This is a genomic window from Actinophytocola sp., assembly GCF_049647105.1.
Lineage (GTDB): Bacteria > Actinomycetota > Actinomycetes > Mycobacteriales > Pseudonocardiaceae > Actinophytocola.
On record NZ_JBARWZ010000148.1, the window covers coordinates 1 to 24,409 of the forward strand.

The 24,409-nt window shown below is 70.2% G+C and carries 20 protein-coding genes; 8 read left to right on the forward strand and 12 right to left on the reverse strand.

Features of this window, described 5'->3' with window-relative positions; genetic code table 11:
• Positions 1-37 precede the first annotated feature (37 nt).
• The 6 genes from WBA97_RS18150 to WBA97_RS18175 all read right to left on the reverse strand — a co-directional run bounded on the left by WBA97_RS18150 (position 38) and on the right by WBA97_RS18175 (position 8,079).
• Complete coding sequence (locus tag WBA97_RS18150) at positions 38-778, reverse strand: ABC transporter ATP-binding protein (protein WP_424232026.1); 741 nt, start codon at positions 776-778, stop codon at positions 38-40.
• On the reverse strand, positions 775-2,565 hold the full coding sequence (locus WBA97_RS18155; RefSeq protein ID WP_424232027.1) for an ABC transporter permease subunit: 1,791 nt from the start codon (positions 2,563-2,565) through the stop codon (positions 775-777). Before WBA97_RS18155 ends, WBA97_RS18150 begins: the two co-directional genes overlap by 4 nt.
• Before the next feature lie 177 nt (positions 2,566-2,742).
• Entirely contained in the window at positions 2,743-3,612 is an 870-nt protein-coding gene (locus tag WBA97_RS18160; RefSeq protein WP_424232028.1) for a branched-chain amino acid ABC transporter permease, read from the reverse strand.
• A 61-nt stretch (positions 3,613-3,673) separates the two neighbouring features.
• Complete coding sequence (locus WBA97_RS18165) at positions 3,674-4,831, reverse strand: ABC transporter substrate-binding protein (protein ID WP_424232029.1); 1,158 nt, start codon at positions 4,829-4,831, stop codon at positions 3,674-3,676.
• Between the two features lie 33 nt (positions 4,832-4,864).
• Complete coding sequence (locus tag WBA97_RS18170; protein ID WP_424232030.1) at positions 4,865-6,604, reverse strand: thiamine pyrophosphate-binding protein; 1,740 nt, start codon at positions 6,602-6,604, stop codon at positions 4,865-4,867.
• Positions 6,601-8,079 (reverse strand): aldehyde dehydrogenase family protein, encoded by a 1,479-nt coding sequence (locus WBA97_RS18175; protein ID WP_424232031.1) that lies wholly within the window; start codon positions 8,077-8,079, stop codon positions 6,601-6,603. Before WBA97_RS18175 ends, WBA97_RS18170 begins: the two co-directional genes overlap by 4 nt.
• A 160-nt stretch (positions 8,080-8,239) precedes the next feature.
• Between WBA97_RS18175 and WBA97_RS18180 the strand changes: the two genes are divergently transcribed.
• From WBA97_RS18180 to WBA97_RS18190, 3 genes are all read left to right on the forward strand, one after another.
• A complete protein-coding gene (locus WBA97_RS18180) occupies positions 8,240-9,061 on the forward strand; it encodes an IclR family transcriptional regulator (RefSeq protein ID WP_424232032.1) in 822 nt (273 codons plus the stop codon).
• Positions 9,062-9,133: 72 nt separating this feature from the next.
• Positions 9,134-10,345, forward strand: coding sequence for a CaiB/BaiF CoA transferase family protein (locus WBA97_RS18185; protein WP_424232033.1), 1,212 nt, complete (start codon positions 9,134-9,136; stop codon positions 10,343-10,345).
• Positions 10,342-11,139: a citryl-CoA lyase gene (locus tag WBA97_RS18190; RefSeq protein WP_424232034.1), complete on the forward strand. Its 798-nt coding sequence runs from the start codon at positions 10,342-10,344 to the stop codon at positions 11,137-11,139. The genes WBA97_RS18185 and WBA97_RS18190 overlap by 4 nt, the downstream gene beginning before the upstream one ends.
• A gap of 13 nt (positions 11,140-11,152) precedes the next feature.
• On the opposite strand, the gene WBA97_RS18195 is transcribed toward WBA97_RS18190, so the two are convergent.
• The 6 genes from WBA97_RS18195 to WBA97_RS18220 all read right to left on the reverse strand — a co-directional run bounded on the left by WBA97_RS18195 (position 11,153) and on the right by WBA97_RS18220 (position 19,585).
• The gene (locus tag WBA97_RS18195) at positions 11,153-11,488 is read right to left on the reverse strand and encodes a cupin domain-containing protein (protein WP_424232035.1); all 336 of its coding nucleotides are present in this window, start codon (positions 11,486-11,488) and stop codon (positions 11,153-11,155) included.
• Positions 11,485-12,213, reverse strand: a complete 729-nt coding sequence (narI, locus tag WBA97_RS18200; RefSeq protein WP_424232036.1) for a respiratory nitrate reductase subunit gamma — start codon at positions 12,211-12,213, stop codon at positions 11,485-11,487. The genes WBA97_RS18195 and narI overlap by 4 nt, the downstream gene beginning before the upstream one ends.
• Positions 12,210-12,785, reverse strand: a complete 576-nt coding sequence (gene narJ, locus WBA97_RS18205; RefSeq protein WP_424232057.1) for a nitrate reductase molybdenum cofactor assembly chaperone — start codon at positions 12,783-12,785, stop codon at positions 12,210-12,212. The genes narI and narJ overlap by 4 nt, the downstream gene beginning before the upstream one ends.
• A 41-nt stretch (positions 12,786-12,826) precedes the next feature.
• Positions 12,827-14,482 (reverse strand): nitrate reductase subunit beta, encoded by a 1,656-nt coding sequence (gene narH / locus WBA97_RS18210; protein ID WP_424232037.1) that lies wholly within the window; start codon positions 14,480-14,482, stop codon positions 12,827-12,829.
• A gap of 231 nt (positions 14,483-14,713) precedes the next feature.
• Positions 14,714-18,295: a nitrate reductase subunit alpha gene (locus WBA97_RS18215; RefSeq protein ID WP_424232058.1), complete on the reverse strand. Its 3,582-nt coding sequence runs from the start codon at positions 18,293-18,295 to the stop codon at positions 14,714-14,716.
• 63 nt (positions 18,296-18,358) lie between these two features.
• The gene (locus tag WBA97_RS18220; RefSeq protein WP_424232038.1) at positions 18,359-19,585 is read right to left on the reverse strand and encodes an MFS transporter; all 1,227 of its coding nucleotides are present in this window, start codon (positions 19,583-19,585) and stop codon (positions 18,359-18,361) included.
• 154 nt (positions 19,586-19,739) lie between these two features.
• Here WBA97_RS18220 and WBA97_RS18225 point away from each other — a divergent pair, with 154 nt between their 5' ends.
• The 5 genes from WBA97_RS18225 to WBA97_RS18245 all read left to right on the forward strand — a co-directional run bounded on the left by WBA97_RS18225 (position 19,740) and on the right by WBA97_RS18245 (position 24,383).
• Positions 19,740-20,825, forward strand: a complete 1,086-nt coding sequence (locus tag WBA97_RS18225) for an S-(hydroxymethyl)mycothiol dehydrogenase (protein ID WP_424232039.1) — start codon at positions 19,740-19,742, stop codon at positions 20,823-20,825.
• Complete coding sequence (locus WBA97_RS18230; protein ID WP_424232040.1) at positions 20,825-21,448, forward strand: MBL fold metallo-hydrolase; 624 nt, start codon at positions 20,825-20,827, stop codon at positions 21,446-21,448. The genes WBA97_RS18225 and WBA97_RS18230 overlap by 1 nt, the downstream gene beginning before the upstream one ends.
• Before the next feature lie 112 nt (positions 21,449-21,560).
• Positions 21,561-22,358, forward strand: a complete 798-nt coding sequence (locus WBA97_RS18235) for a class I SAM-dependent methyltransferase (protein ID WP_424232041.1) — start codon at positions 21,561-21,563, stop codon at positions 22,356-22,358.
• 55 nt (positions 22,359-22,413) lie between these two features.
• Entirely contained in the window at positions 22,414-23,661 is a 1,248-nt protein-coding gene (locus WBA97_RS18240) for an aspartate aminotransferase family protein (protein WP_424232042.1), read from the forward strand.
• A 20-nt stretch (positions 23,662-23,681) separates the two neighbouring features.
• Positions 23,682-24,383 carry a transporter substrate-binding domain-containing protein gene (locus WBA97_RS18245; protein WP_424232043.1) on the forward strand — a complete coding sequence of 234 codons (702 nt, stop codon included), beginning with the start codon at positions 23,682-23,684 and terminating at the stop codon, positions 24,381-24,383.
• Positions 24,384-24,409 lie beyond the last annotated feature (26 nt).

Genomic DNA, 24,409 nt, shown 5'->3' on the forward strand with positions numbered 1-24,409 from the left:
GGGGGGGGTGGCGGGGGGGGCACCGCCCGCCACCCGGCTACAGACCCAGGTAGATCTGCCGCACGCGGGGGTCGCGGCTCAGCTCGGCCGAGGTGCCGGTCATCGCCACCTCGCCGTTCTCCATGACGAAGCAGGTCTCGGTCGCCTCGAACGTGAGCTTCGCGTTCTGCTCGACCAGCAGCAGGCCGTGGCCCGCGGCGCTCAGCCGCTGCAGCACGGCGAGGATGTCCTCGATGAGCTTGGGGGACAGGCCCATCGACGGCTCGTCGAGCAGGATCAGCCGTGGCTGTGACATCAGCGCGCGGCCGACCGCCAGCATCTGCTGCTGCCCGCCGGACAACGCGCCCGCGAGCCGGTGCCGCATCTCCCCGAGCATCGGGAAGAGGTCGAAGACCTCCTGCATGGTCTCGCGGGTCTCGCCCGTCCACTTCCGGATGTAGGCGCCGAGGAGCAGGTTCTTCTCCACCGTGAGCCCGGGGAACACGTGCCTGCCCTCCGGGACGTAGCCGATGCCGTGCCGGACGACGTTGCGTGCCCGCACCTTCATGAGATCGTGGTCGCCGAACCGGATCTCCGCCGCGGTCCTCGGCACGAGGCCCATCAGCGCCTTCAGCGTGGACGTCTTGCCCGCGCCGTTGGCGCCGATGATGCCGACGCACTGGCCGGGGCCGACGGTGAAGCTCACCGAGCTGACCGCCCGCACCCCGCCGTAGTTGACCGACAGACCGGAGACGACCAGCTCGTCCGCCTTGACCGTCTCCTCGGCCGTCGTGGTCATGTGGCCACCTCCGCTGCGATGTCCGACGTGTTCATCGAGTCGCCGAGGTAGGCCTCGATGACCTCCGGGCGGACGGCGACCTCGGCCGGTGTGCCGTCCGCGATGACGCTCCCGCTGGCGAGCACGGTCACCCGGTCGCACAGGGACATGACGAGCCCCATGTTGTGCTCGATCAGCACCACCGTCACCCCACCGTCGCGAATGGACCGGACGATCTCGCTCAGCTGACCGACCTCCTGGCCGTTGAGGCCCGCCGCCGGTTCGTCGAGGAGCAGCAACCGGGGCTGGGTCGCCATCGCCCGCGCGATCTCGAGCCTGCGCTGGATGCCGTAGGGCAGTGACCTCGGTGCCGCGTCGGCGAAGTCGGTCAGCCCGAACTGGTCGAGGAGGGCGTCGGCGCGGGCACGCAGATCCCGCTCGGCACGCAGGATGCCGACCGGCCACAGCAGGTAGCGCCACACGGCCCACATGGACGAGCGGTCCAGCGCGACGAGCACGTTGTCCCGCACGGTCATCTGGCCGAACAGCCGCAGGTTCTGGAACGTCCGCGCGAGCCCGGCCTTGGACAGCTGGTAGGGCCTGCGGCCGGTCACGACCTTCCCGTCGACCGACGCCGACCCCGACGACACGCTGTAGATGCCGCTGACGATGTTGAACAGCGTGGTCTTGCCGGAACCGTTGGGCCCGACCACGCCACGGATCTCGCCGGGCCGCACCGACATCGACACCTCCGACAGCGCCTTGAGCCCGCGGAAGTTCTTGCCGATGCCCGAGATCTCCAGCCCGGCGCCGTCCTGTGCCGCCGTGGTCCCGGCCGGGGTGAACGGGCGCAGCGTGGCACGCTGGTCGTCGGTCCGTCTGCGGCGGAGCAGGGCGTGCACCCTGGACGGGATGCCCGCGAGCCCCGTCGGCGCGAACACGACCATCAGCACCACGACCGCGCCGAACCCGAGCTGGGCGTAGACCGAGAAGTCGACCAGGACCTCACGCAGCAGCGACAGCGCGATGGCGCCGATGACACAGCCGAGGATACTCTGCCTGCCACCGATGATCACCATGGCGAGCAGGAGGAACATGTTGGCGATGCTGAAGGTCTCCGGTGCCACGTACCGGATCAGCCCGGCGTAGAGCACGCCCGCGACGCCACCGTAGAGGCTCGCGAGCACGAACGCGGCCATCCGCAGGATCGGGACCGGCGCGCCGATCGCGCCCGCGGCGAGGGAGTCGTCCCGCATGGCCCGCATGCGCCTGCCGAGGCCGGTGTGCGCGACGAACCCCGCGAACGCCAGCGCGAGCGCGAACACGATCAGTTCGAGGTAGTAGTACAGGTACTCGCTGGACAGGTCGATGCCGAACAGCGGGGGGACCGGGACACCGGACAGGCCGTCGGCGCCGCCGGTGATGGTGCTGTTGGTGACCCAGTTCGTGAACGCGAGCGCCAGACCCAGCGTCACGATGCCGAGGTAGTGCGACTGCATCCGCAGCGCGGGGATCCCGACGAACAGCCCGATGAGGGCGGCGGCGAGCATGGCGAGCACGGCGGCGGTCCAGAACCCGAAGCCTGCCCTGGTGGTGAGGATCGCCACGGCATATGCGCTCACCCCGAAGAACGCCACCTGCGCGAGGTTGATCTGGCCGCCGAGGCCCATCGCGAGCCCCAGCCCGACCGCCAGCAAGGCGAACACGATCGCGATGTCCACGACGTGGATGCCGTACATGTCCAGCCCATAAGGCAGGAACCAGGCCGCGACCCCGGCCACGCCGAACGCGGCGATACGCAGCCTCATGACGGCACCTCGCCCGCTGCGTGGCGCCGGAACGCTCCGCAGGCTCCGCTTCTCCGGCGCCCTCCGCGTTCGAGGTGTCGTCCTGGACATCGATGATTCGCTCCGCAGGCTCCGCTCATGACGCCCCCTCGCCCGCTGTGTGGCGCCGGGGCGCTCCGCAGGCTCCGCAAGCTCCGCTCATGCCCGGTTCACCGTCCGCTCGCCGAACAACCCGGTCGGTTTGACCATGATGATGACCGTGAACACCAGGAACACCACCAGTTCCGAGTAGGCCTGGAACCGCCCGGCCGCGTACGAGTCGAGCACGCCGATGGCGAGCCCGCCGACGATCGCGCCCGGGATGTTGCCGAAGCCGCCGAGGATGGCGGCGGCGAACCCCTTGATACCGAGCGAGCCGCCGAGGGTCGGGTTGACGTAGAGCATCGGCGCCACGAGCGCACCGGCGAGTGCGGCGAGCCCGGCGCCGATCGCGAACGCCACGGCGTTGCTCCTGCCGACGTGGATGCCGACCGCCGTGGCGGCCTCGTGGTCCATCGCCACCGCCTGCATGGCCGCGCCACGCTTGGTGCGCTGGAGGAACAGCACGAGCGCGACCGTCGCCAGCGCGGCGATGCCGAGCACGACCAGGCTGTAGGTGCGGATGCGGATGCCGAACACGTCCAGCGGCTCGGTGTCCACCGGGGTCGGCACGGCGTGTCCGGTGGCGCCCCAGGTGATCGTCGCGAGCGCCTCCAGCACCATGCCGAAGCCGATGGTGCCGATCAGCATGAGGTCGAAGTCCTTGTTCTCCAACGGCCGCAGCACTCGCTCGATGACCAGTCCGATGAGGCCGGTGACGAGCATGGCGACCGGGATCGAGATGAAGAACGGGAGGTGCGCGGTCATGTAGAAGGTGGAGGCCGCGTAGGCGCCGATCATCACCACCTGCCCGTGGGCGAAGTTGACCAGGCCCATCGTGCGGTAGACGATCGAGAACCCCATCGCGACAAGGGCGTAGACGGCGCCGAAACCCAGCCCGCCGACAAGCGTTTGGAAAAAGACTTCCATAGTCGTCCTCGTAACCTGGCCGGAGCCGGGCACGGCATGGCGTGCCCGGCTCCGGGAAGGGTCAGCTGGCGGGTTCGGCGGCGAGCTTGCCTGCGGTGATGACGCCGATGGACGTCTCGTGGATGCCAACGCCGGTCTCGTCGTAGGCGAAGTCGCCCAGCAGGCCGTCGTACTTGGTCCCCCGGATCGCGTCGGCGAGCTTCTCGCCCGTGGCGCCGTCCGAGGACTCCAGCGCGGTGAAGATGATGTTCGCGCCGTCGTAGGCCTTCGCGCCGTGCATCTCGGCTTCCTCGCCGTGCGCCTCCTGGTAGGCCTTGGCGAACGCCTTGGACGCGTCGTCGGTGTCGTTGCTCAGGTACGGCGAGCTGACGACCGTGCCCTCCGCGTTCGTCGTGCCCGCGGTCTCCAGGTAGACCGGCGTGCCCATCGGCGCGGCGCCCGCCACGGTGGCCGTGATGCCCAGCTCACGGGCCTGCTTCACGATCAGCCCCGCCGCGACCTCCTCGGCGCCGACGAACAATACATCGGGTGCCTTCTGCCGGATGGAGGTCAGCGCCGCGCTGAAGTCCTTCTGGTCGGTGGTCACGACCTGGTCGTCGACGGGTGTGACACCGCGGCCGGCGAGTGCCTTGGTGAACGCCTCGCGTTCACCCTTGCCGTAGGAGCCGTTGTTGGAGATCAGGGCGATCTTCTTGAGGCCCTTGTCGTCGACAAGGTACTTCGCGAGCGTCTCGTCGTAGGTGACGCTCGTCGGTCCGTTGTAGAACGCGAACGGGCTGCCGGCGGCGGCGATCGCGGGTGACTGGCCCGACGTGATGTTCGGGATCTTGGCCTGTTGCAGGATGGGGATCATGGCGACGGTGACCGCGCTCTCCGCGGTGCCGATCATCGCGGCGAAGCCCTCACTCGCGAGCTTGCGCGCGAGGTTCGTGCCGACCGTCGGGTCGCCCTGGTCGTCGAACAGCTCCAGCTCGATCTGCCTGCCGTTGATGCCGCCCTTGGCGTTCCACTCGTCCGCCGCGAGCTTGGCGCCCTTCCACTCCCACTGGCCGAGCGAGCTGAGCTGCCCGCTCTGCGCGTTGACGACGGCGATCTTGAAGGGACCGTCGGTGCTCTCCTCCGAGGAGCCGGAGCTACCCGGCGCGCTGCACGCGGTGCCTGCGGCGGCGGCGAGCGCGACCACTGTGGTAACTAACCGGATCGTTCGTTTTCTGGCCATGAAACTCTCACCTCATTGTGGGGATCGGCGGGGTCAGTCGAACGCGCCGCGGTAGATGTCCTTGATGTTCCAATGTCCTGGTGTGGGCACGGGTTCGTTCACCATCGGTACGTCCAGCACCGCCGGTCGGCGCCGCTGGATGGCCTCGCGAAGCGCGACGGCCAGGTCGCCCGTGTTCTCGATGAGATAGCCGTCCGCGCCGCATGCCCTGCCGTAGGCGGCGAAGTCGGGCGAGTACGGGTTGCCGTCCGGATCGCGGAACTCGCAGCCGAAGCTGGCGCCGAAGCTCGCGGCCTGCAGGTCGGCGATCGTGCCGTGCGCCCGGTTGTTCATCACCAGGAAGATCACCGGCAGACCCTGCTCCACGGCCATCGGCACGGCGGGCAGCTGCGCGCTCATCCCGCCGTCGCCGACGAGCGCGACCACCACCCGCTCCGGTGCCGCGATCTGCACCCCGATCGCGGCCGCCGGACCGAAACCCATGGTGGACAACCCGCCCGGCGTGATGAACCGGCCCTCCGGTGGCAGTTCGTAGCACTGCGCGACGCCGTTCTTGTTCCAGCCGACGTCGGTGACGAGCACCGCGTCGGCGGGCAGCGCGTCACGCAGGTCGGCGAGGATCCGCTCCGGCCGCAACGGGAAGTCCGTGCTGGTGCCCCGTTCCCGGCTGCTCGCGAACAGGTCCTGGCGCTCGGTGCGGATCGTCTCGAGCAGGCCGGACCGCTCGGTGCCCCTCGGGCTCAGCGCGACCACGGCGTCCGCGATCGCCTCGACGGCGAGGCCAACGTCCGCCACCGCGCCGATCTCGACCGGGTAGTTGCGGCCGATCTCGGCGGGGTCGATGTCGATCTGGATCAGCCGTCCCGGCGGGAAGTGCCAGGTGTAGTCGGAGTTCCACGAGCTAGCGTCGGTCTCGGCGAAGCGGGTCGCGAGCGCCAGCACGACATCGGCGTCCATTGTGTACTTGTTGGTCAGGTCGAGGCCCCAGAACCCGGTCATGCCCATCACGAGCGGGTGCCGGTCGTCGACGGTTCCCTTCGCCATGAGGGAGTGCGCGATCGGGATGTCCAGGTGTTCCGCCAGCCGGAGCAGGGCGGCCCGGCCCGGCTCGTTCCGCAGCCCGCCACCGACGTAGATGAGCGGCCGCGCCGCGGTGACGAGTGCCTCGGCGATGCGTTCGGCCTCCGCGAGCGGCAGCGCGGGTGCCGGGGAGTGGCCGACGAGCGGGAAGGCGGTCGCCGTCTGTTCGGGCACCTGCCGGGAGAACAGGTCCATGGGGACGTTGACGAGCACGGCGCCGGGGCGCCCGGACGTCGCGGTCCAGAACGCGCGCTCGGTGAACCTCGCCAGGTCCTCGACCCGGTGCACGTGCCACGCCCGCTTCACGAACGGCCGGTAGATCGCGGTCTGGTCGGCGTCGGTGTGCAGGTTCACCTCCTGGTGGGGGTGCCTGCCGTAGTAGTAGGAGGGGATGTCGCCCGCGATGGTGATCAGAGGGACCGAGTCCAGCGCCGCGGTCGCGACCCCGGTGACCGCGTTCATCATCCCGGGTCCGACGTGGACCAGGAGCACACCGGGCCTGCCGGTCATCCGCGCGTAGCCGTCGGCCGCGTGCGCGGCGGCCTGCTCGTGCCGCGCGATGACGAACCTGATGTCGCTGCGCCCCAGGGCGTCGAGGAAGGCGATGTTCGTGTGCCCGCAGACGCCGAACACGTACTCGACGCCGTAGGACTCGAGCTGCCGGACGAGTGCTTCCGCCGCCGTGGTCGTCATGCCTGCCCCCAGATGGACATGCCGCGCAGGATGAGCGTCTTGACGACGGTGTAGTCGTCGATCATCTGTTTCGGTGCCTCCCGTCCGAAGCCGGAGTCCTTCACGCCGCCGAACGGCACGTGGTCGAGCCGGAAGTTCGACGACCCGTTCACGACGAGCCCGCCGACCGCCAGCTCGCGCCACGCCGTGATGACCGTGGCGAGGTCGTTCGTGAAAAGGCCGGCCTGCAGGCCGAACCTGCTGGCGTTGCAGGTCTCGACGACCGCGTCGAGGTCGTCGAACGGCAGCACCACGACGAGCGCGCCGAAGACCTCCTCGGTCACCAGCGTGGCGTCCGGGGCCGGGTTGGCGACCACCGACGGCCGCAGCGTCGCGCCGTCGCGCTTGCCGCCCGCGACGAGCTGTGCGCCGCGTGCCGTCGCCTCCGCGATCCACGTCTCGACGCGGGTGGCGGACGCCTCGTCGACCATGGACCCGACGTCGGTGGCCGGGTCGAGTGGATCGCCGACGGTGAGCGCGTCGACCTCGGTGGCGAAGATGCCGAGGAACTCGTCGAACCGGGACCGCTGCACGTAGACCCGCTGCACCGAGATGCAGCTCTGCCCGGAGTTGGAGTAGCCGGTGCGTGCGCAGATCCGTGCCGCGTGCGTGACATCGGCGTCCGCGCACACGATCGTGGCGGCGTTCCCGCCCAGTTCGAGGACGAGCCGCTTCGCACCCGCCGCCCTGGCGACCGCGTTGCCCGTCTCGGGACTGCCGGTGAAACTGATGACGCTCACCTCCGGCGCCGCGCACAACGCCGCGCCGACGTCTCCGCCGCCGTGCAACAGCTGGACCGCCGCCGAGGGCATCCCCGCCGCCAGCACGAGCGCGATCATCGCCGTCGTGGTCGCTGGTGCCTGGGGTGGCGCCTTGACCAGCGTCGTGTTGCCAGCGGCGAACGACGCGCCGAGCTTGTGCGCCAACAGGTTCGCCGGCGCGTTGAACGGGGTGATGGCGAGCGCGACCCCGGCGGGCGCGCGGTAGGTGAGTGCCGTGTTGCCGACCCCGCGTGCCCACCCGGCCACCGGCACCGTCTCGCCGCCGATCGCGCGGGCCTCGCTCGCGCAGACGGCGAACGTGTCCGCCACCCGGTCCATCTCGCCAAGTCCGTCCTTGACCGGCTTGCCGAGTTCCAGTGCGATGAGACGGGCGAAGGCGGCGCGGTGCTCGGTCGCCAGCCCTGCCGCTCTCTCGAGTACCCCGGCGCGGGTCGCTGGCGCCAGCTCGGCCACCGTGCGGGCGCCCGCCGCGGCGAACGCCCTGGCGGTCTCGATCTGGCCGGGCGTGGCCGGGTAGGACCGCGAGACGACCGCGCGGACGTACGGGCCGATCCGCTCGGCAGGCGTCGTCTCCGTCGTCCACTGGCCCGCGATGTAGGCCGGGGCCTCGGCGGGGAGGTCGGTGGTGGCCGTGTCGAGAACCTCGTGCAACACCAGTGTTCTCCTCGGTGAACCATCAAGCGGTACGTATGGACCACTGTGCGGACTGCGTGTAACGTACGGCTCGCCACCAGCGGCTGGCAAGCCTTCGAGCCGAAGACGTTATGGCGGCAGCAGGGACGGCCGACGATGCGAAGGCAGAGGGGATGTTGTGGTGAAGCCGACCGGTACGGACCAGACCGCCGAGCACCGCTGGGACACCGAGGGTGACTCCGGGGAAGGTGCCGGTGAGACCCAGGGGGTGCGCAGTGTGCAGCGCGCCATCGACATCCTGGGGCTGCTGACCGAGGCCCAGCCCGCGATCTCGGTGTCGGAGATCGTGCGGGCGACCGGCCTCGCCAAGACCACGGTCATCCGCATCGTGCAGACGCTCGAACAGAACGGGCTGTTGTGGGCCACCGCCAAGGGCTACATGGCCGGCCCCAGCCTGTGGCGCTGGGCGCACCTCGCGAGGGGCAGCTGGGAGCTGCCGCCGGAGACCAAGGACCTGATGCGCGGGCTCGCGCAGCGCGAGCGGGAGACCGTCAACCTCTACGTCGCCCGCGACATCTACCGCGTCTGCGTCGCGCAGCAGGAGAGTCCGCAGCCACTGCGCCACGTCGTGCACGTCGGCGACGAGCTGCCCCTGTGGGCGGGCGCGTCGTCGAAGATCCTGCTGCGCAACGTCGACGGCGCGCACCTCGCACGCGTGGCGAGGAGCTCACCGTACGGACAGGACTACGTCGACTCGCTCCGCGCGCAGATCGACGAGGCGGCCGTGCGCGGGTACGCCTTCAGCCACGGTGAGCGCGAGACGGGGCTGTCCGCGGTGGCCGTCCCGGTCGTCGGCCGCACGGGCTCGGTCATCGCCGCGCTGTCGCTGTCCGGACCGACCGTGCGCTTCCCGGACGAGCGGATCACCGAGTTCGTCACCGCGCTCACCGAGGTGTCCGCGCACATGACCGAACGGGGCTTCGACCACCCGTTCCGGCTGTAGCCCGGTACAAGCCCGGCGACCGGTGCGGTCGTTCCCTCAAATTCTGCGTTTCCCCGCAGAAGGAGTTGACGCATGGAAGAAAAACCACTCCGCGGTATCCGGGTGCTCGACCTCACGAACGTCCTGGCCGGCCCCTACTGCAGCTATCAGCTCATGCTGTTCGGTGCCGAGGTACTCAAGGTCGAGGTGCCCGGCTCCGGGGATCTGGCCCGCCATCTCGGCCCCGACGAGGAGCTGAACCACGCGGGGCTCGGTGCGTCGTTCCTGGCCCAGAACGCGGGGAAGAAGTCGATCGAGCTGGACCTCAAGGACGCCGCGCAGCGGGCGGTGTTCGAGGACCTGGTGCGCGGCGCCGACGTGCTGCTGGAGAACTTCCGCGCGGGCGTGCTCGACCGGCTCGGGTTCGGCTGGGAACGGCTGCGGGTGCTCAACCCGGCGCTGGTGTACTGCGCGATCTCCGGTTTCGGCCAGACCGGCCCGATGAGCCAGGCACCCGCGTACGACCAGATCATCCAGGGCCTGTCGGGAATGATGAGCATCACCGGCACCGAGGACACGGCGCCGCTGCGCGTCGGCTTCCCGGTCTGCGACACGGTCGGCGGCCTGATGGCCGCGCTCTCGATCTCCTCGGCGCTCGTGGGACGCGAACGGACCGGGGAGGGCTGCTTTCTTGACCTGTCGATGCTCGAGGCGTCGATCTCGGCGATGGGCTGGGCCGTGTCGCACTACGTGATCAGCGGGGTGCGGCCGGCGCCGATGGGGCAGCAGAACGTCACCGCCGCGCCATCCGGCACGTTCGAGACGGCCGACGGGCTGCTCAACATCGCCGCCAACCGCCAGGCCCAGTTCGAGAAGCTCTGTGGGCTGCTCGACCGGAACGACCTCGTGGTCGACGCGCGCTTCGCCGACCGCGAGGCGCGCAAGCACAACCGCGACGCGCTGAACGCCGAGCTGACCGAGGAACTGCGCAAGCGCACAGCGGAGGAGTGGGAGCAGGTGCTGCCCGCGATCGGCGTGCCCGCCGCGCGGATCCTGTCCGTGCCGCAGGCGGTCGAGTCGGAACAGCTCGCGCACCGGGGGTTCTTCACCGAGGTCCCGTTCCCCGGCCCCGACGGCCACGGCGACGGCCGGGTCGTGCGGGCCAGCGGCAACGGCGTGCTGATCGACGGGGAGCCACTGCGGCCGTCGGCGCCACCACCCGTGCTCGGCGAGCACAACGCCGAGCAGCAGGAGTTCGTCGCGCGGTGGCGCGAACCCGTCACCGCGGCGGAGGACGACCGGTGAGCACCGAGTCGGAGTCGGCGGACTGGTGGGCCACCGGCATCGTGCGCATGGCGCCCGGCGAGCTGGACCTGCGCGGCATCCCCGTCCAGGAGCTGATCGGCTCGGTCGGTTTCGTCGCCATGATCTGGCTCATGGTCCTCGGCGAACTGCCCGGTGCCCGCCAGGCCGCGCTGCTCGAGGCGGCGCTGGTCGCGTCGGTCGACCACGGCCCGCAGGCCCCGTCGATCGCGATCGCCAGGATGACCGCGACGTGCGGCGTCGGCCTCAACAACGCGATGGCGTCCGGCGTCAACGCCCTCGGCGACGCACACGGCGGCGCGGGCCAGCAGTGCGTGGCGGCCCTCACCGAGATCATCGACGCGACCGACGCGGGCGAGGACCTCGACGCGGCCGTGGCACAGGTCGTCGAGCGCCACCGCTACTTCCCGGGATTCGGTCACCGCTTTCACCCGGTGGACCCCCGCCGCGACCCGCTCCTGACCCTCGTCGACCAGGCGGTCGCGGACGGCGTGGTCGATGGCAGATACCTGCGTGCCGCCCGCGCGGTCGAGGCGTTCCTCAACGAGGGCCGCGGCAAGCCCGTCCCGATGAACATCGACGGCGCCACCGCGGTGATCTACGCCGAACTCGGGTTCGCCCCGGAACTCGCCCGCGGGTTGTTCGTGCTCAGCCGCAGCGTCGGCATCCTCGCCCACGCCTGGGAGGAGACCACGCAGGGCAAGCGCAACAAGGGCCCCATCCCACGCTCGATCCTCCCGACCTACCGCCCGGCCGGTCCGCCTCCCCGGAACTAACGGTGTCGAGCGGTCAGCGGAGGGCGACGGTGAGCAGTACGACGGTGTCGGTGACGGCGGTCAGGCCGTGGCGTTGTGGTGGCGTGACCGCGAGGTCGCCCTTGTTCAGCAGCCACTTCTTGTCGTGGGTGTGCAGTTCGACCGTGCCCGTGACCACATAGAGCGTGGCGGCCGTCGGTGCGTCGTGGTCTGACATGCCCGCGCCTTCGGTCAGTGCGATGAGCGTGGCGCGCTGGGAGGTCCCGGACACCAGGGTCCGTGCGGCGCGTCGGGCGGCGTGCGCTCGGGCCTGGTCGAGCAACTCCGGTGCGATCGTGTCGACAGCGGTGACGGCGGGGTGGTCGGTCATCGCACTCGGTCCCATCCTCGGTGTGGTGGTCGGCTGCCCAGCTGGCGGTCTCGGCTGCGGTAGACGATATATGGGCGGGTCAGGTAGCCCAGGGGCATCGAGAACACGTGCACGAGTCTGCTGAAGGGCCAGAAAGCGAACAGTACCCACGCGGACAAGGCGTGGAGCTGGAACCCGAGTGGAGCCGCCGCCATCAGCTCGGGCCGGGGCTGGAAGTAGAAGATGGACCGGAACCATGGTGACACCGAATCGCGGTAGTCGTGGGGGTCGCCGGTCAGGTTGCCGAGCACCGTGGTGCCGAGTCCGAGCACGATCGTGCCGACCAGCAGGACGTACATGACCTTGTCGTTGCGGGTGGTGGCCGAGAACACCGGGCCGACCGTGCGGCGGCGGTAGACCAGGATCGCGGCACCCGCGAGGGTGCAGAACCCGGCGGCGACGCCGAGCGCGACAGCGGCGACGTGGTACGCGGTCTCGCTGATCCCGACGGCCTCGGTCCACGACTTGGGCACGAGCAGCCCGCCGACGTGGCCGACGGCGACGAGCAGGATGCCGAAGTGGAACAGGGGGCTGCCCAGCCGCAGCAGGCGGTTCTCGTACAGCTGCGATGAGCGGGTGGTCCAGCCGAACTTGTCGTAGCGGTAGCGCCACCCGTGGCCCACGATGAAGATCGCGATCGACACGTAGGGCACGGCGACCCACAACAGGGTGTCGAGGATGGTCATGACGTGCCGCCACCGAACAGGGGCGCGGCATAGGGATCGAGGCCCACCTCCTCTTCCGGCGGGCCCGCCGCGGCGAGACGGGCGACCGCGTCGTGGTCGCGGCCGGCCAGCGGCGGCAGCGTCGCGGACACGGAGTCCAGCACGTGGCGCCACGGGGAACCCGTCTCGTGCAGGCCGAGCCGCATCAGCTCCAGCCCGGCACGGTGTTCGACGAGCAGCCGCCGCCCCGTCGCCGCGTCACCGGTCGCGGCGAACTCGAGCACGACGGCGAGGTGGTCGGGCAGCTCGGAATCGTCGAGCAGCAGGCCCGCCGTGCGGTACGCGTGCTTGAACCGCAGCAGTGCCATGCCGCGCTTCCTGGTGTCCCCGTAGGCGAAGTAGGTCAGGTACGGGCTGAACCGCCTGCGGTGGTCGAACGTCGCGACGTAGTCGGTGGCCAGCGCGATGAGCGGGGTCCGGTCGACGTGGTCGAGGAAGCCACGCAGCGGCGTGCCAAGCGGGCCGGGCAGCGTGGCGGCCGCGTCACGCAGCAGCGGACGGCGGTCGAGGAGCCCTTCGTCCGGGTAGCTCATCAGCAGCGACTGGAGCTGCCAAGCGGTGGCGTGGTGGGCGTTCACGGTTTCTCCGGCGGGAAGAGGCCGTCCGGGCGGCCTTTGCCGTCCCAGTTGAGCAGGTTCACCCGGTTGCCCTTGTCGGCCGGGGACGCGGTGGAGTCGGCGGTCTGCCGGTCGCGGAGCATGCGGAAGTTCTCCACCGCGATCGGTGACTGGCCGCCGCCGGAGCTCTCCCCGAAGGGACCAGAGCCGCCCATGCCCGGTCCGCCCTCGTAGTCGAGGCTGCACTCGGTCGCCAGCTCCTCGAGGCCGTGGGCCTGTTCGGCGTGGGCGGGCGGGATGACGTAGCGCTCGTCGTACTTGGCGAGCGCGAGCAGCCGGTACATGTCGTAGATCTGCTCGCCGGTCATCCCGGCGTCGGTGGCGATCGCCTCCCTCGGTTCGCGGCCGAGGTTGATGTCGCGCATGTAGCTGCGCATGGCGGCCAGCTTGCGCAGCACCGCGTTGACCGGGCCGGGATCGCCCGCGGTGAACAGCCGCGCGAGGTACTCGACCGGGATGCGCAGCGCGTCGATGGCGGCGAACAGGTTGCCGTGGTCCTCGGCGTCGTGGCCGGTGTCGCGGACGATGTCGACGACCGGCGACAGCGGCGGGATGTACCAGACCATCGGCATCGTGCGGTATTCCGGGTGCAGCGGCAGCGCCACCCGGTAGGTGTTGATGAGCGCGTGGATCGGTGAGCGCTGGGCGGCCTCGATCCAGTCCTGGGGGATGCCTGCCCGTTCCGCCTCGCGGATCACGGCCGGGTCGTGCGGATCGAGGAAGACCTCGCGCTGCGCCTCCAACAGGTCGTGTTCGTCCGGTGTGGACGCCGCCTCGAGCACCTTGTCCGCGTCGTAGAAGACCAGCCCGATGTACCGCAGCCGCCCGACACACGTCTCCGCGCACACCGTCGGGAGGCCGACCTCGACACGCGGGAAACAGAAGGTGCACTTCTCCGCCTTGCCGGTGCGGTGGTTGAAGTAGATCTTCTTGTACGGGCAGCCGGACACGCACATCCGCCAGCCCCGGCAGCGGTCCTGGTCGACGAGGACGATGCCGTCCTCGCTGCGTTTGTAGATCGCGCCGGACGGGCAGGACGCCACGCAGGACGGGTTGAGGCAGTGTTCGCAGATGCGCGGCAGGTAGAACATGAACGTCTGCTCGAACTCGAAGCGGACCTTGTCCTCGATGCCCTTGAGCATCGGGTCCAGGTGGCCGTTGTCGGGTGCGCCGCCGAGGTTGTCGTCCCAGTTCGCCGACCAGGTGATCTTCGTCGGCTTGCCGCTGATCAGCGAGTGTGGCCGGGCGACCGGTGTGTGCTCCTGCCGAGGAGCCGAGATGAGGGTCTCGTAGTCGTAGGTCCACGGCTCGTAGTAGTCGTCGATGCCGGGGAGCTTGGGGTTGGAGAAGATGGTCAGCAGCTTGCGCAGCCGCCCGCCGCCCTTGAGCTTCAGCCGTCCGCGCCGGTTCAGCGACCAGCCGCCGCGCCACCGCTCCTGGTCCTCGTAGGTACGCGGATAGCCCAGTCCAGGGCGGGTTTCCACGTTGTTGAACCACACGTACTCGACACCCGACCGGTTGGTCCACGCCTGCTTGCAGGTGACCGAGCAGGTGTGGCAGCCGATGCACTTGTCGAGGTTCATGACCATCGCCATCTGCGCCATCAGTTTCATCTGCTCACTCCGCAAGCTTCGTTCGGTGTCATCTGCTCACTCCGCAAGCTTCGTTCGGTGTCATCTGCTCACTCCGCAAGCTTCGTTCGGTGTCGTCTGCTCACTCCGCAAGCTTCGTTCGGTGTCGTCTGCTCACTCCGCAAGCTTCGTTCGGTGTCGTCTGCTCACTCCGCAAGCTTCGTTCGGTGTCATCTGCTCACTCCGCAAGCTACGTTCGGCATCACGAGTACCTCACTCCTGGCCCCGGCGGCGGATCACGGTGACCTCGTCGCGCTGGTTGCCGGTCGGGCCGAGGTAGTTGAAGGCGAACGACAGCTGGGCGTAGCCGCCGATCAGGTGCGACGGTTTGATCATCAGGCGGGTCAGCGAGTTGTGGATGCCGCCGCGCTTGCCGGACGTCTCGCTGAGCGGCACGTCGATGAGCCGGTCCTGTGCGTGGTGCATGTAGACGGTGCCCTCCGGCATACGATGCGACACGATCGCCCTCGCGACGACGACACCGTTGCGGTTGACCGCCTCGATCCAGTCGTTGTCGGCGACGCCGATCTTCGCGGCGTCCTGTGTGGACATCCAGATGCTCTGTCCGCCGCGGGAGAGGCTGAGCATGAACAGGTTGTCCTGGTACTCGGAGTGGATGGACCACTTGCTGTGCGGCGTGAGGTAGCGCACCGTGAGGCCCAGCTCGCTCTGTTCGCCGATGCGTGGTTCGTCGAACAACGCGGTCATGTCCAGCGGTGGCCGGAACACCGGCAGCTGCTCACCCAGCTCCGTCATCCAGTCGTGGTCGAGGAAGAAGTGCTGTCTGCCGGTGAGCGTGTGCCACGGTTTGAGCCGTTCGACGTTGATCGTGAAGGGGGAGTAGCGGCGCCCGCCGGTCTCGCTGCCCGACCACTCCGGGGAGGTGATCACCGGCACCGGCGCGGACTGCGTGTCGGCGAAGGTGATCTGCTTGCCCTCGTGCTCCGCCGCGAGGTCCGCGAGCCGGGTGCCCGTGCGCTTCTCGAGGGTGCGGAAGCCCTGCGTGGCGAGGTGGCCGTTGGTCGTGCCGGACAGGGCGAGGATCGCCTCGCAGGCGTGGATGTCCCGGACCAGTGACGGGCGGCCGTCGGCGGGGCCGCCGCGGATGGTGCCGTTCTTGTGCCGCAGGTACTCCACCTCGCGGTCCAGTGTGAACGTGACACCCTTCGTGGTGGCGCCGAGGGAGTCGGCCAGCGGGCCGAGTGCCTTCATCCGCGCTCCGATCGCGGGGTAGTCGCGCTCCACCACCGTCAACCTGGGCATGGTGACACCGGGCACCGGTTCGCAGTCGCCCGCCCGCCAGTCCACGACCCGGCCGTGCGGGGTGGCGAGCTCGTCGGGGGTGTCGTGCATCAGCGGCGTCGCCACCACGTCGTTGCGGACGCCGAGATGTGCCTCCGCGAGCCTGCTGAACACGTCCGCGATCGCCTGGAAGGCGGACCAGTCGGTGCGGGTCTGCCACGGTGGCGCGATCGCGGGGTTGAACGAGTGCACGAACGGGTGCATGTCGGTGGTGTTCAGGTCGTGCTTCTCATACCAGGTCGCCGCGGGCAGCACGACATCGGAGAACATGGTCGTACTGGTCATCCGGAAGTCCAGTGACAGCAACAGGTCCAGCTTGCCCTTCGGTGCGCCGACCTCCGCCTCGCGCAGCGAGGAGTCGGCACCGAGGAGGTGTTTGAGGAAGTACTCGTTGCCCTTGGCCGACGACCCGAGCAGGTTGGCCCGCCACACGCTCAGCACCCGGGGGAAGTTCTCCGGCGAGTCAGGGTCCTCGCACGCGAACCCCAGCCTGCTCGCCTTCAGTTCCGACACCACGTAGTCCGCCGCGGGCACACCGGCGCTCTCGGCGTCGTCGGCCAGGTCGAGCGGGTTGCGGTCGAAGGTCGGGTACGACGGCATCCAGCCGAGCCGCGCGGACATCGCGATCAGCTCCGCGGTGCTCATGCCGCCGAGCGACGGGCGCCGGTCGTAGCGGAACTGGTCGGTGTGCAGGTACCAGTACGCGGTCTGGATCATCTGCCGGGGCGGCCGGGACCAGTCGAGTCCGAACGCGAGCTGGGACCAGCCGGTGACCGGGCGGCACTTCTCCTGACCGACGTAGTGGGCCCAGCCGCCACCGTTGACGCCCTGGCAGCCGGTCAGGGTGGTCAGCGTGAGGAACGCGCGGTAGATGGTGTCGGAATGGAACCAGTGGTTGGTGCCCGCGCCCATGATGATCATCGACCGGCCTCGGGACTCCTCGGCGTTGGCCGCGAACTCCCGGCCGATCCGCGCCGCCGCCCGCGCGGGCACGCCGGTGATGGCCTCCTGCCACGCGGGCGTGCACGGCTCGGTCGCGTCGTCGTACCCGGTCGGCCACGTGCCGGGCAGTCCGTCCCGGTGCACGCCGTACTGGGCGAGCAGCAGGTCGAACACGGTGGTGACCAGGTGCCCGCCGACCCGGCGGACCGGCACCCCGCGCCGCACCGCACCGTCCGTGCCATCCGCCGTGTCGAAGCGCGGCAGGTCCACCACGACGGACTGACCACCGTGGACCGACAGCAGCGGGTCGACGGTGCCGAGGTCGAGGTTCCACCGGCCCTCGCCCTGCTCGCCGTACCGGTAGCCAAGGGAACCGTTCGGCACCACGGGTTCGCCGGTGGCCGCGTCGAGCAGCACCGTCTTGAACGCCGCGTTTTCGGTGCCGTCCTGGCCGTCGAGGTCGGCGGCGGTCAGGAACTTGCCCGGCCGGTGCGCCTGCCCGTCCTCGTCGAGGCGGACGAGGAACGGGAGGTCGGTGTACCGCTTCACGTAGTCGGTGAAGTAGCCGACCTGCCGGTCGACGAAGAACTCACGCAGGATCACGTGCCCCATGGCCATGGCCAGCGCGCCGTCCGTGCCGGGGCGTGCTGGCAGCCACTCGTCGGCGAACTTGACGTTGTCGGCGTAGTCCGGGGCGACGGCGACGACCTTCTGGCCCCGGTAGCGGGCCTCGGCCATCCAGTGCGCGTCCGGGGTCCTGGTCACCGGCACGTTCGAGCCCCACATGATCAGGTAGCCCGCGTCCCACCAGTCGCCGGACTCCGGCACGTCGGTCTGGTCGCCGAACACATGCGGGGACGCGACCGGCAGGTCGGCATACCAGTCGTAGAACGACAGCATCGCCCCGCCGAGCAGCGACACGAACCGGGCCCCCGACGCGTGGGAGACCATCGACATCGCCGGGATCGGCGAGAACCCCGCGACGCGGTCGGGGCCGTACCGCTTGATGGTGTGCACGTGTGCCGCCGCGACCATCTCCGTCGCCTCGTCCCACGACGCACGCACCAGGCCGCCCTTGCCACGGGCCGACTTGTACCGCAGCGCGGCCTCCGGATCGTCCACAATGGACTCCCAGGCGAACACCGGGTCGCCGGTGGCCTCCTTCGCCGCCCGGTACAGCTCCAGCAGCACACCCCGCACGTACGGGTAGCGCACCCGCGTCGGCGAGTAGGTGTACCAGGAGAACGCGGCGCCGCGCGGGCAGCCGCGCGGCTCGTACTCGGGCCGGTCAGGGCCAACCGACGGGTAGTCGGTCTGCTGGGTCTCCCACGTGATGATCCCGTCCTTGACATAGACCTTCCACGAGCACGAGCCGGTGCAGTTCACCCCGTGCGTTGACCGCACCACCTTGTCGTGGCTCCACCGGTCCCGGTAGAACTCGTCCGCCTGCCTGCCGCCGATCTTGTGCAGGGTCCGCAGGTCGGCGGAGACGTCGGCGCGGGTGAAGAACCGTCGGGTCCGCACCAGGGCCTCGGTGAGTCCGGTGTCCATTCCGGTGTCGCGGGTGACGTCACTGGCCACGGGTCGGTGCCTCCTGGCGGTCGGTGAACGGGCTCACGCCGTGGCACCCGCCGCGGCGCGGCGCACCGCGGTCCAGGTGAACGCCGCGGCCGCGGCGGCGACCATCGCCAGCGCGGCCAGTCCCAGTGCGTAGGAGGACACCGCGCCGTACAGGGCGCCCATGACCAGTGGCGGGACGAACCCGCCGAGGCCGCCGGCGGCGCCGACGATCCCGGTGACCGAGCCGACCTTGTTCGCGGGCGCGAGCAGTGCGACGAGTGCGAAGACCGCGCCGCTGCCCGCCCCGAGCGCGGCGGCCATGGTGAGGAAGGCGATCGTGCCCAGCGGCATCAGTGGCGGGGTGAACGCCTGCAGCGCCGCACCGGCGGTCACGACGATCAACGAGACGGTCAGCACCCGGACGGGGTCGAACCGGTCGGACAGCCACCCGCCCGTGGGTCGCGCCACCACCGCGAGCAGCACGAACCCGGCCATGCGGTTGGCGGCGTCGCTCTGGGCGAGTCCGTAGGCGGTCTGCAGGTACGCGGGCAGGTACACGGAGAACGCGACGAACCCGCCGAAGGCCACCGCGTACAGCGCCGAGGCCTGCCACGTGACCGGCAGCCGGGCGGTGTCCAGCACCCGGCGCCGGATGGACCCGGTCGGCACGGTGCGTCCCGGCGCGTCCCGGAGCAGCAGAGCCGAGACGACCGCGTACACCGCGAGCACGACGGCGGTGACCACGAACGGCGTCGCCACGCTGCCGGAGTTCACCAGTGGCACCGTCGTGAGCGCGCTGATCGCGGTGCCGCCCGTGCCTGCGCCGAACACGCCGATCGCGAGACCACGCCGGCTCGGCGGGAACCAGGCGTTGACGAACGGCACGCCGATCGCGAACGTCGTCCCGCCCATGCCGAGCACGAACCCGCCGACCAGCAACGCGGCCAGCGAGTCGTGCCCGGCGAGGCCCAAAAACAGCACCGGCACGATCGTGATCACCGAGACCAGCGGGAACATCAGGCGGCCGCCGAACCGGTCGGTGAGCGCGCCGACCGGGATCCGCCCCACCGACCCGACCACCACCGGGACCGCGACCAGCAGCGCCTGCTCGAACGAGGTCAGGTCGAGCCTGTCCTTGAAGAGCGGAGCGAGCGGGCTCAGCAGGGCCCACGCCCAGAAGTTCACCGTGAAGCCGACCGTGGCCAGCACCAGCATCAGGACCCGGCGTCCGGTGCTCGGCGCGCCGAGTTCGGTCGACGACGGTGACGCCTGGGTGTCCATCGGCCGCCCCTCGTCCGTATCGCTGGTCCGATCATGGTCAGCCCGCCCGGCTGACGTCGCAAATCGACCGGGTTCGGGTTGCGTGGCAGACCGGTCCGGGGTCGGGGCTGGTAGAAGTACACCTACGCAACGGTGCATGGGAAAGGGTGGGCACATGGCTCAGGAGGTTCGGGGCGTCATTGCCCGGTCGAAGGGCGCTCCGGTCGAGGTCACGACGATCGTCGTGCCGGATCCCGGGCCCGGCGAGGCGGTGGTGAAGGTCCAGGCCTGCGGGGTCTGCCACACCGACCTGCACTATCGCGAGGGCGGGATCAACGACGAGTACCCGTTCCTGCTGGGACACGAGGCCGCCGGGGTCGTCGAGTCCGTCGGCGACGGGGTGACCGACCTCGAGCCGGGCGACTTCGTCATCCTCAACTGGCGTGCCGTCTGTGGCACCTGCCGTGCCTGCCTGCGCGGGCGGCCCTGGTACTGCTTCGCCACGTTCAACGCGTCCCAGCCCATGACGCTCACCGACGGCACCGCGCTCTCGCCAGCGCTCGGCATCGGCGCGTTCGCCGAGAAGACTCTCGTCCACAGTGGACAATGCACGAAGGTGGACCCGTCTGCCTCGCCCGCCGCGGTCGGCCTGCTCGGGTGCGGGATCATGGCCGGGATCGGCGCCGCGGTGAACACCGGCGGCGTCACCAGGGGCGACAGCGTCGCGGTGATCGGCTGCGGTGGTGTCGGCAACGCGGCCGTCGCCGGCGCGCGGATCGCCGGGGCCACGAAGATCATCGCCATCGACCTCGACGACCGGAAACTGGCCTGGGCCAAGGGTTTCGGCGCCACCCACACCATCAACGCCGGGCAGGGCGACGTGGTCGAGGCGGTGCGGGAGCTGACCGGCGGGTTCGGCGCGGACGTGGTGATCGAGGCGGTCGGCCGGCCGGAGACCTGGAAGCAGGCCTTCTACGCCCGCGACCTCGCGGGCACGGTCGTGCTCGTCGGCGTGCCGACGCCGGACATGCGCCTCGAGATGCCGATGATCGACTTCTTCTCCCGAGGCGGGTCGCTCAAGTCCAGCTGGTACGGCGACTGCCTGCCCTCCCGCGACTTCCCCTACCTCGTCGACCTCTACCAGCAGGGCAGGCTGGACCTCGACGCGTTCGTCTCCGAGACCATCGCGCTGGACCAGGTCGAGGACGCGTTCACCAAGATGCACCACGGTGACGTGCTGCGCTCGGTGGTGATGTTCTGATGCGGGTGGAGAAGGTCGTCACGTCGGGCACCTTCAACCTGGACGGCGGCTCGTGGGAGGTGGACAACAACGTCTGGCTCCTCGGTGACGACAAGCAGGTGCTGGTGATCGACGCGGCCCACGACGCCACGGCCATCGCGACGGCCGTCGGGGACCGGGAGGTGCTCGCCATCGCCTGCACCCACGCCCACGACGACCACGTCAACGCCGCCCCAGCGCTGGCAGAGCTGACCGGCGCACCCGTCCTGCTCCACCCGGCCGACGACGTACTGTGGCGACTCGCCCACGACGACGCGCGCCCGGCGGACACCCTGTCCGACGGCGACGTCCTGCGTGTCGGCGGCACCGAGGTCCGGGTACTGCACACCCCCGGCCACGCCCCGGGCGCGGTGTGTTTCCACGTCCCCGAACTGGGCGTCGTGTTCACCGGCGACACCCTCTTCCAGGGCGGCCCCGGCGCGACCGGCCGGTCGCATTCGGACTTCCCGACGATCATCGACTCCATCCGGGACAAACTGCTCACGCTGCCCGCCGACACCGTCGTCCACACCGGCCACGGCGACGACACCACGATCGGAGCGGAAGCGCCACACCTGGAGGAATGGATCACGCGCGGTAACTAGGCCACTGAACCTGGATCCACCGGCTGCGTTTGCCTCGCCGGTTTGCCTCCGAGGAGCCCCCGGAGGGCAAGACGCATCAATTCGGTTGCGTCGCTCTGGCAGTGTCCTGGCCGTGGACTACCTGACGATCAACAGGGCGAACTGGGACGAGCGGGCGCCCGCGCACGCGGCGTCGGCGATGTACGGCTTCGACCGGTTCGCCGATCCGGCGTATCTGAGCGATGTCGTGCGGTTCGACCTGCCGTTGCTCGGCGACGTGACCGGTCTGCGCGGTGTGCACCTGCAGTGCCACATCGGCACCGACACGGTCTCGCTTGCCCGGCTCGGGGCGCGGATGAGCGGTCTCGACCTGTCCCCGGCCTCGCTGCGTGAGGCCCGGCGGCTCGCCGGTGCGGAGATCGACTTCCACGAGGCCGACGTGTACGACGCGGTCGACGTCCTCGGCGCGGGCCGGTTCGACCTCGTCTACACCGGCATCGGCGCGTTGTGCTGGCTGCCGGACGTGGCGCGGTGGGCGCGGGTGGTGGCCGGGCTGCTGCGGCCGGGCGGACGGCTGTTCGTCCGGGAGGGCCACCCGATGCTGATGGCCCTCGGCGACGATCTGCTGCCGCACTACCCGTACTTCGAGACCGAGGAGCCGATCGCCGAGGAGTACTCGGGCACCTACACTGGCGAGGACACGGTGTTCGGCCACGGGCTGACGCACAGCTGGAACCACGGTCTCGGCGAGACCATCTCCGGGCTCCTCGGCGCCGGGCTGCGGCTGACCGGGCTCGCCGAGCACGACAGCGTGCCGTGGGAGGCGCTGCCGGGCCACATGACCAGGGATGAGCACGGGGAGTGGCGCCTTTCCGACCGGCCGGGACGGCTCGCCGCGAGCTTCACCCTCCAGGCCGTCAAGGAAGGGTAGCCACCTGACCAACCCATCCGTAGGATTGTCGACAATCCACAGGGAGGGTGTACTGATGGCTGAGTTGTCCCCGATCCTCAAGCAGGCGACGCCGGTGCTCGCCGAGCGCGGCGAGGGTGTGTACCTCTACGACGAGGACGGGCGCCAGTTCCTTGACTTCACCGCAGGCATCGGGGTGACCAGCACCGGGCACTGCCATCCGCGCGTGGTGGAGGCCGTCCGCGAGCAGGCCGGGAAGCTGATCCACGGCCAGTACACGACCGTCATGCACCGGCCGCTGCTGACGCTGTCGGAGCGGCTGTCCGAGGTGCTTCCCCAGGGCCTGGACTCACTGTTCTACGTGAACTCGGGCAGCGAGGCGGTCGAGGCCGCCCTGCGCCTTGCCCGGCACGCCACCGGCCGGTCGAACGTGGTGGTCTTCCACGGCTCGTTCCACGGCCGCACCATCGGCGCGGCGTCGATGACCACGTCGGCGACCAAGTTCCGCGCCGGGTTCGCGCCGCTCATGGGTGGTGTCGTGGTGTCGCCGTTCCCGACGGCCTACCGCTACGGCTGGAGCGAGGAGGAGGCGACCAGGTTCGCGCTGCGCGAGCTGGACTACACGCTGCAGACGCTGACCTCACCCGCCGAGACCGCCGCGTTCTTCGTCGAGCCGGTGCTCGGCGAGGGCGGGTACGTGCCCGCGAACAGCGTGTTCATGCGCGGCCTGCGCGAGCGCGCCGACAAGCACGGCATCCTGCTCGTGGTCGACGAGGTCCAGACCGGCTTCGGGCGCACCGGCCGGTTCTGGGGCCACGACCACTTCGACGTCCGGCCCGACGTGCTGATCACCGCGAAGGGCCTGGCCAGCGGGTTCCCGCTGTCGGCCATCGCCGCGCCCGCCGAGCTGATGGCCAAGGCCTGGCCGGGCTCACAGGGCGGCACCTACGGCGGCAACGCGGTCGCGTGCGCCGCGGCGATCGCCACGCTCGACGTCGTCCAGTCCGAGGGCCTGGTCGAGAACGCGGCCACCCAGGGCGCGCGGCTGCGTGAGGGCCTCGCGAAGGTGGCGGCGGACGTGCCTGCCATCGGGGACGTGCGCGGCCTCGGCCTGATGCTGGGCAACGAGTTCGTCGGCAAGGACGGCGAGCCGGACCCGGCCACCGCCGCCCGGGTCCAGCAGGCGGCCGCCTCGGCCGGGCTGCTGCTCCTGACCTGCGGTGCGGCGGGCAACGTCGTGCGGATGATCCCGCCGCTGGTGGTGAACGCCGACCAGATCGACGAGGGGCTGGCGCTGTGGCGGGAGGCCGTCGCCGCGGTATGAGGGTCTGAGATGCTGCCGAGGTGAACCTCCAGGACCTGGCGCCGACGGGCGTCCTGCGTGCGTCGATCAACCTGGGCAACCCCGTGCTCGCACAGGGCAGCCTGGACGCGCCCAGCGGCGTCACCGTCGACATCGCGCACGAGCTGGGCGCCCGGCTCGGCGTGCCGGTCGAGCTGGTGGCGTTCGACGCCGCCCGCAAGTCGTTCGAGGCGATGACGAGCGGGCGGGCCGACATCTGCTTCCTCGCCATCGAGCAGAAGCGGGCGGAGCAGGTCGCGTTCACCGCACCGTATGTGGTGATCGAGGGCGTGTACGCGGTGCCGGTCGGCTCACCGGTCACCACGCCAGACGACGTGGACCGGCCGGGCGTGCGGATCGGGGTGAACCAGGGCTCGGCCTACGACCTCTACCTCACCCGCACGCTCCGGCACGCGACGCTGGTGCGTCGCGAGGACGGGATCACCGCGTTCCGCGACCGGGACTTCGACGTGGCGGCGGGTGTCCGCCAGCCGATGACCGAGTACGTGGCGGCACACCCGGACCTGCGGCTCGTGGAGCCGAGGTTCATGGAGATCCGGCAGGCGCTCGGCACCACCAGGGACCGCGCACCCGAGACCGTTCGGTACCTGTCCGAGGTGATCGAGGAGCTGAAGGCGAGCGGCTTCATCGCCGGCGCGCTGCGCCGCGCCGGTCAGGCGGAGGACCTGGTCGCGCCCGCGTAGTGCGCGGACCGCGACCAGTCCAGCGT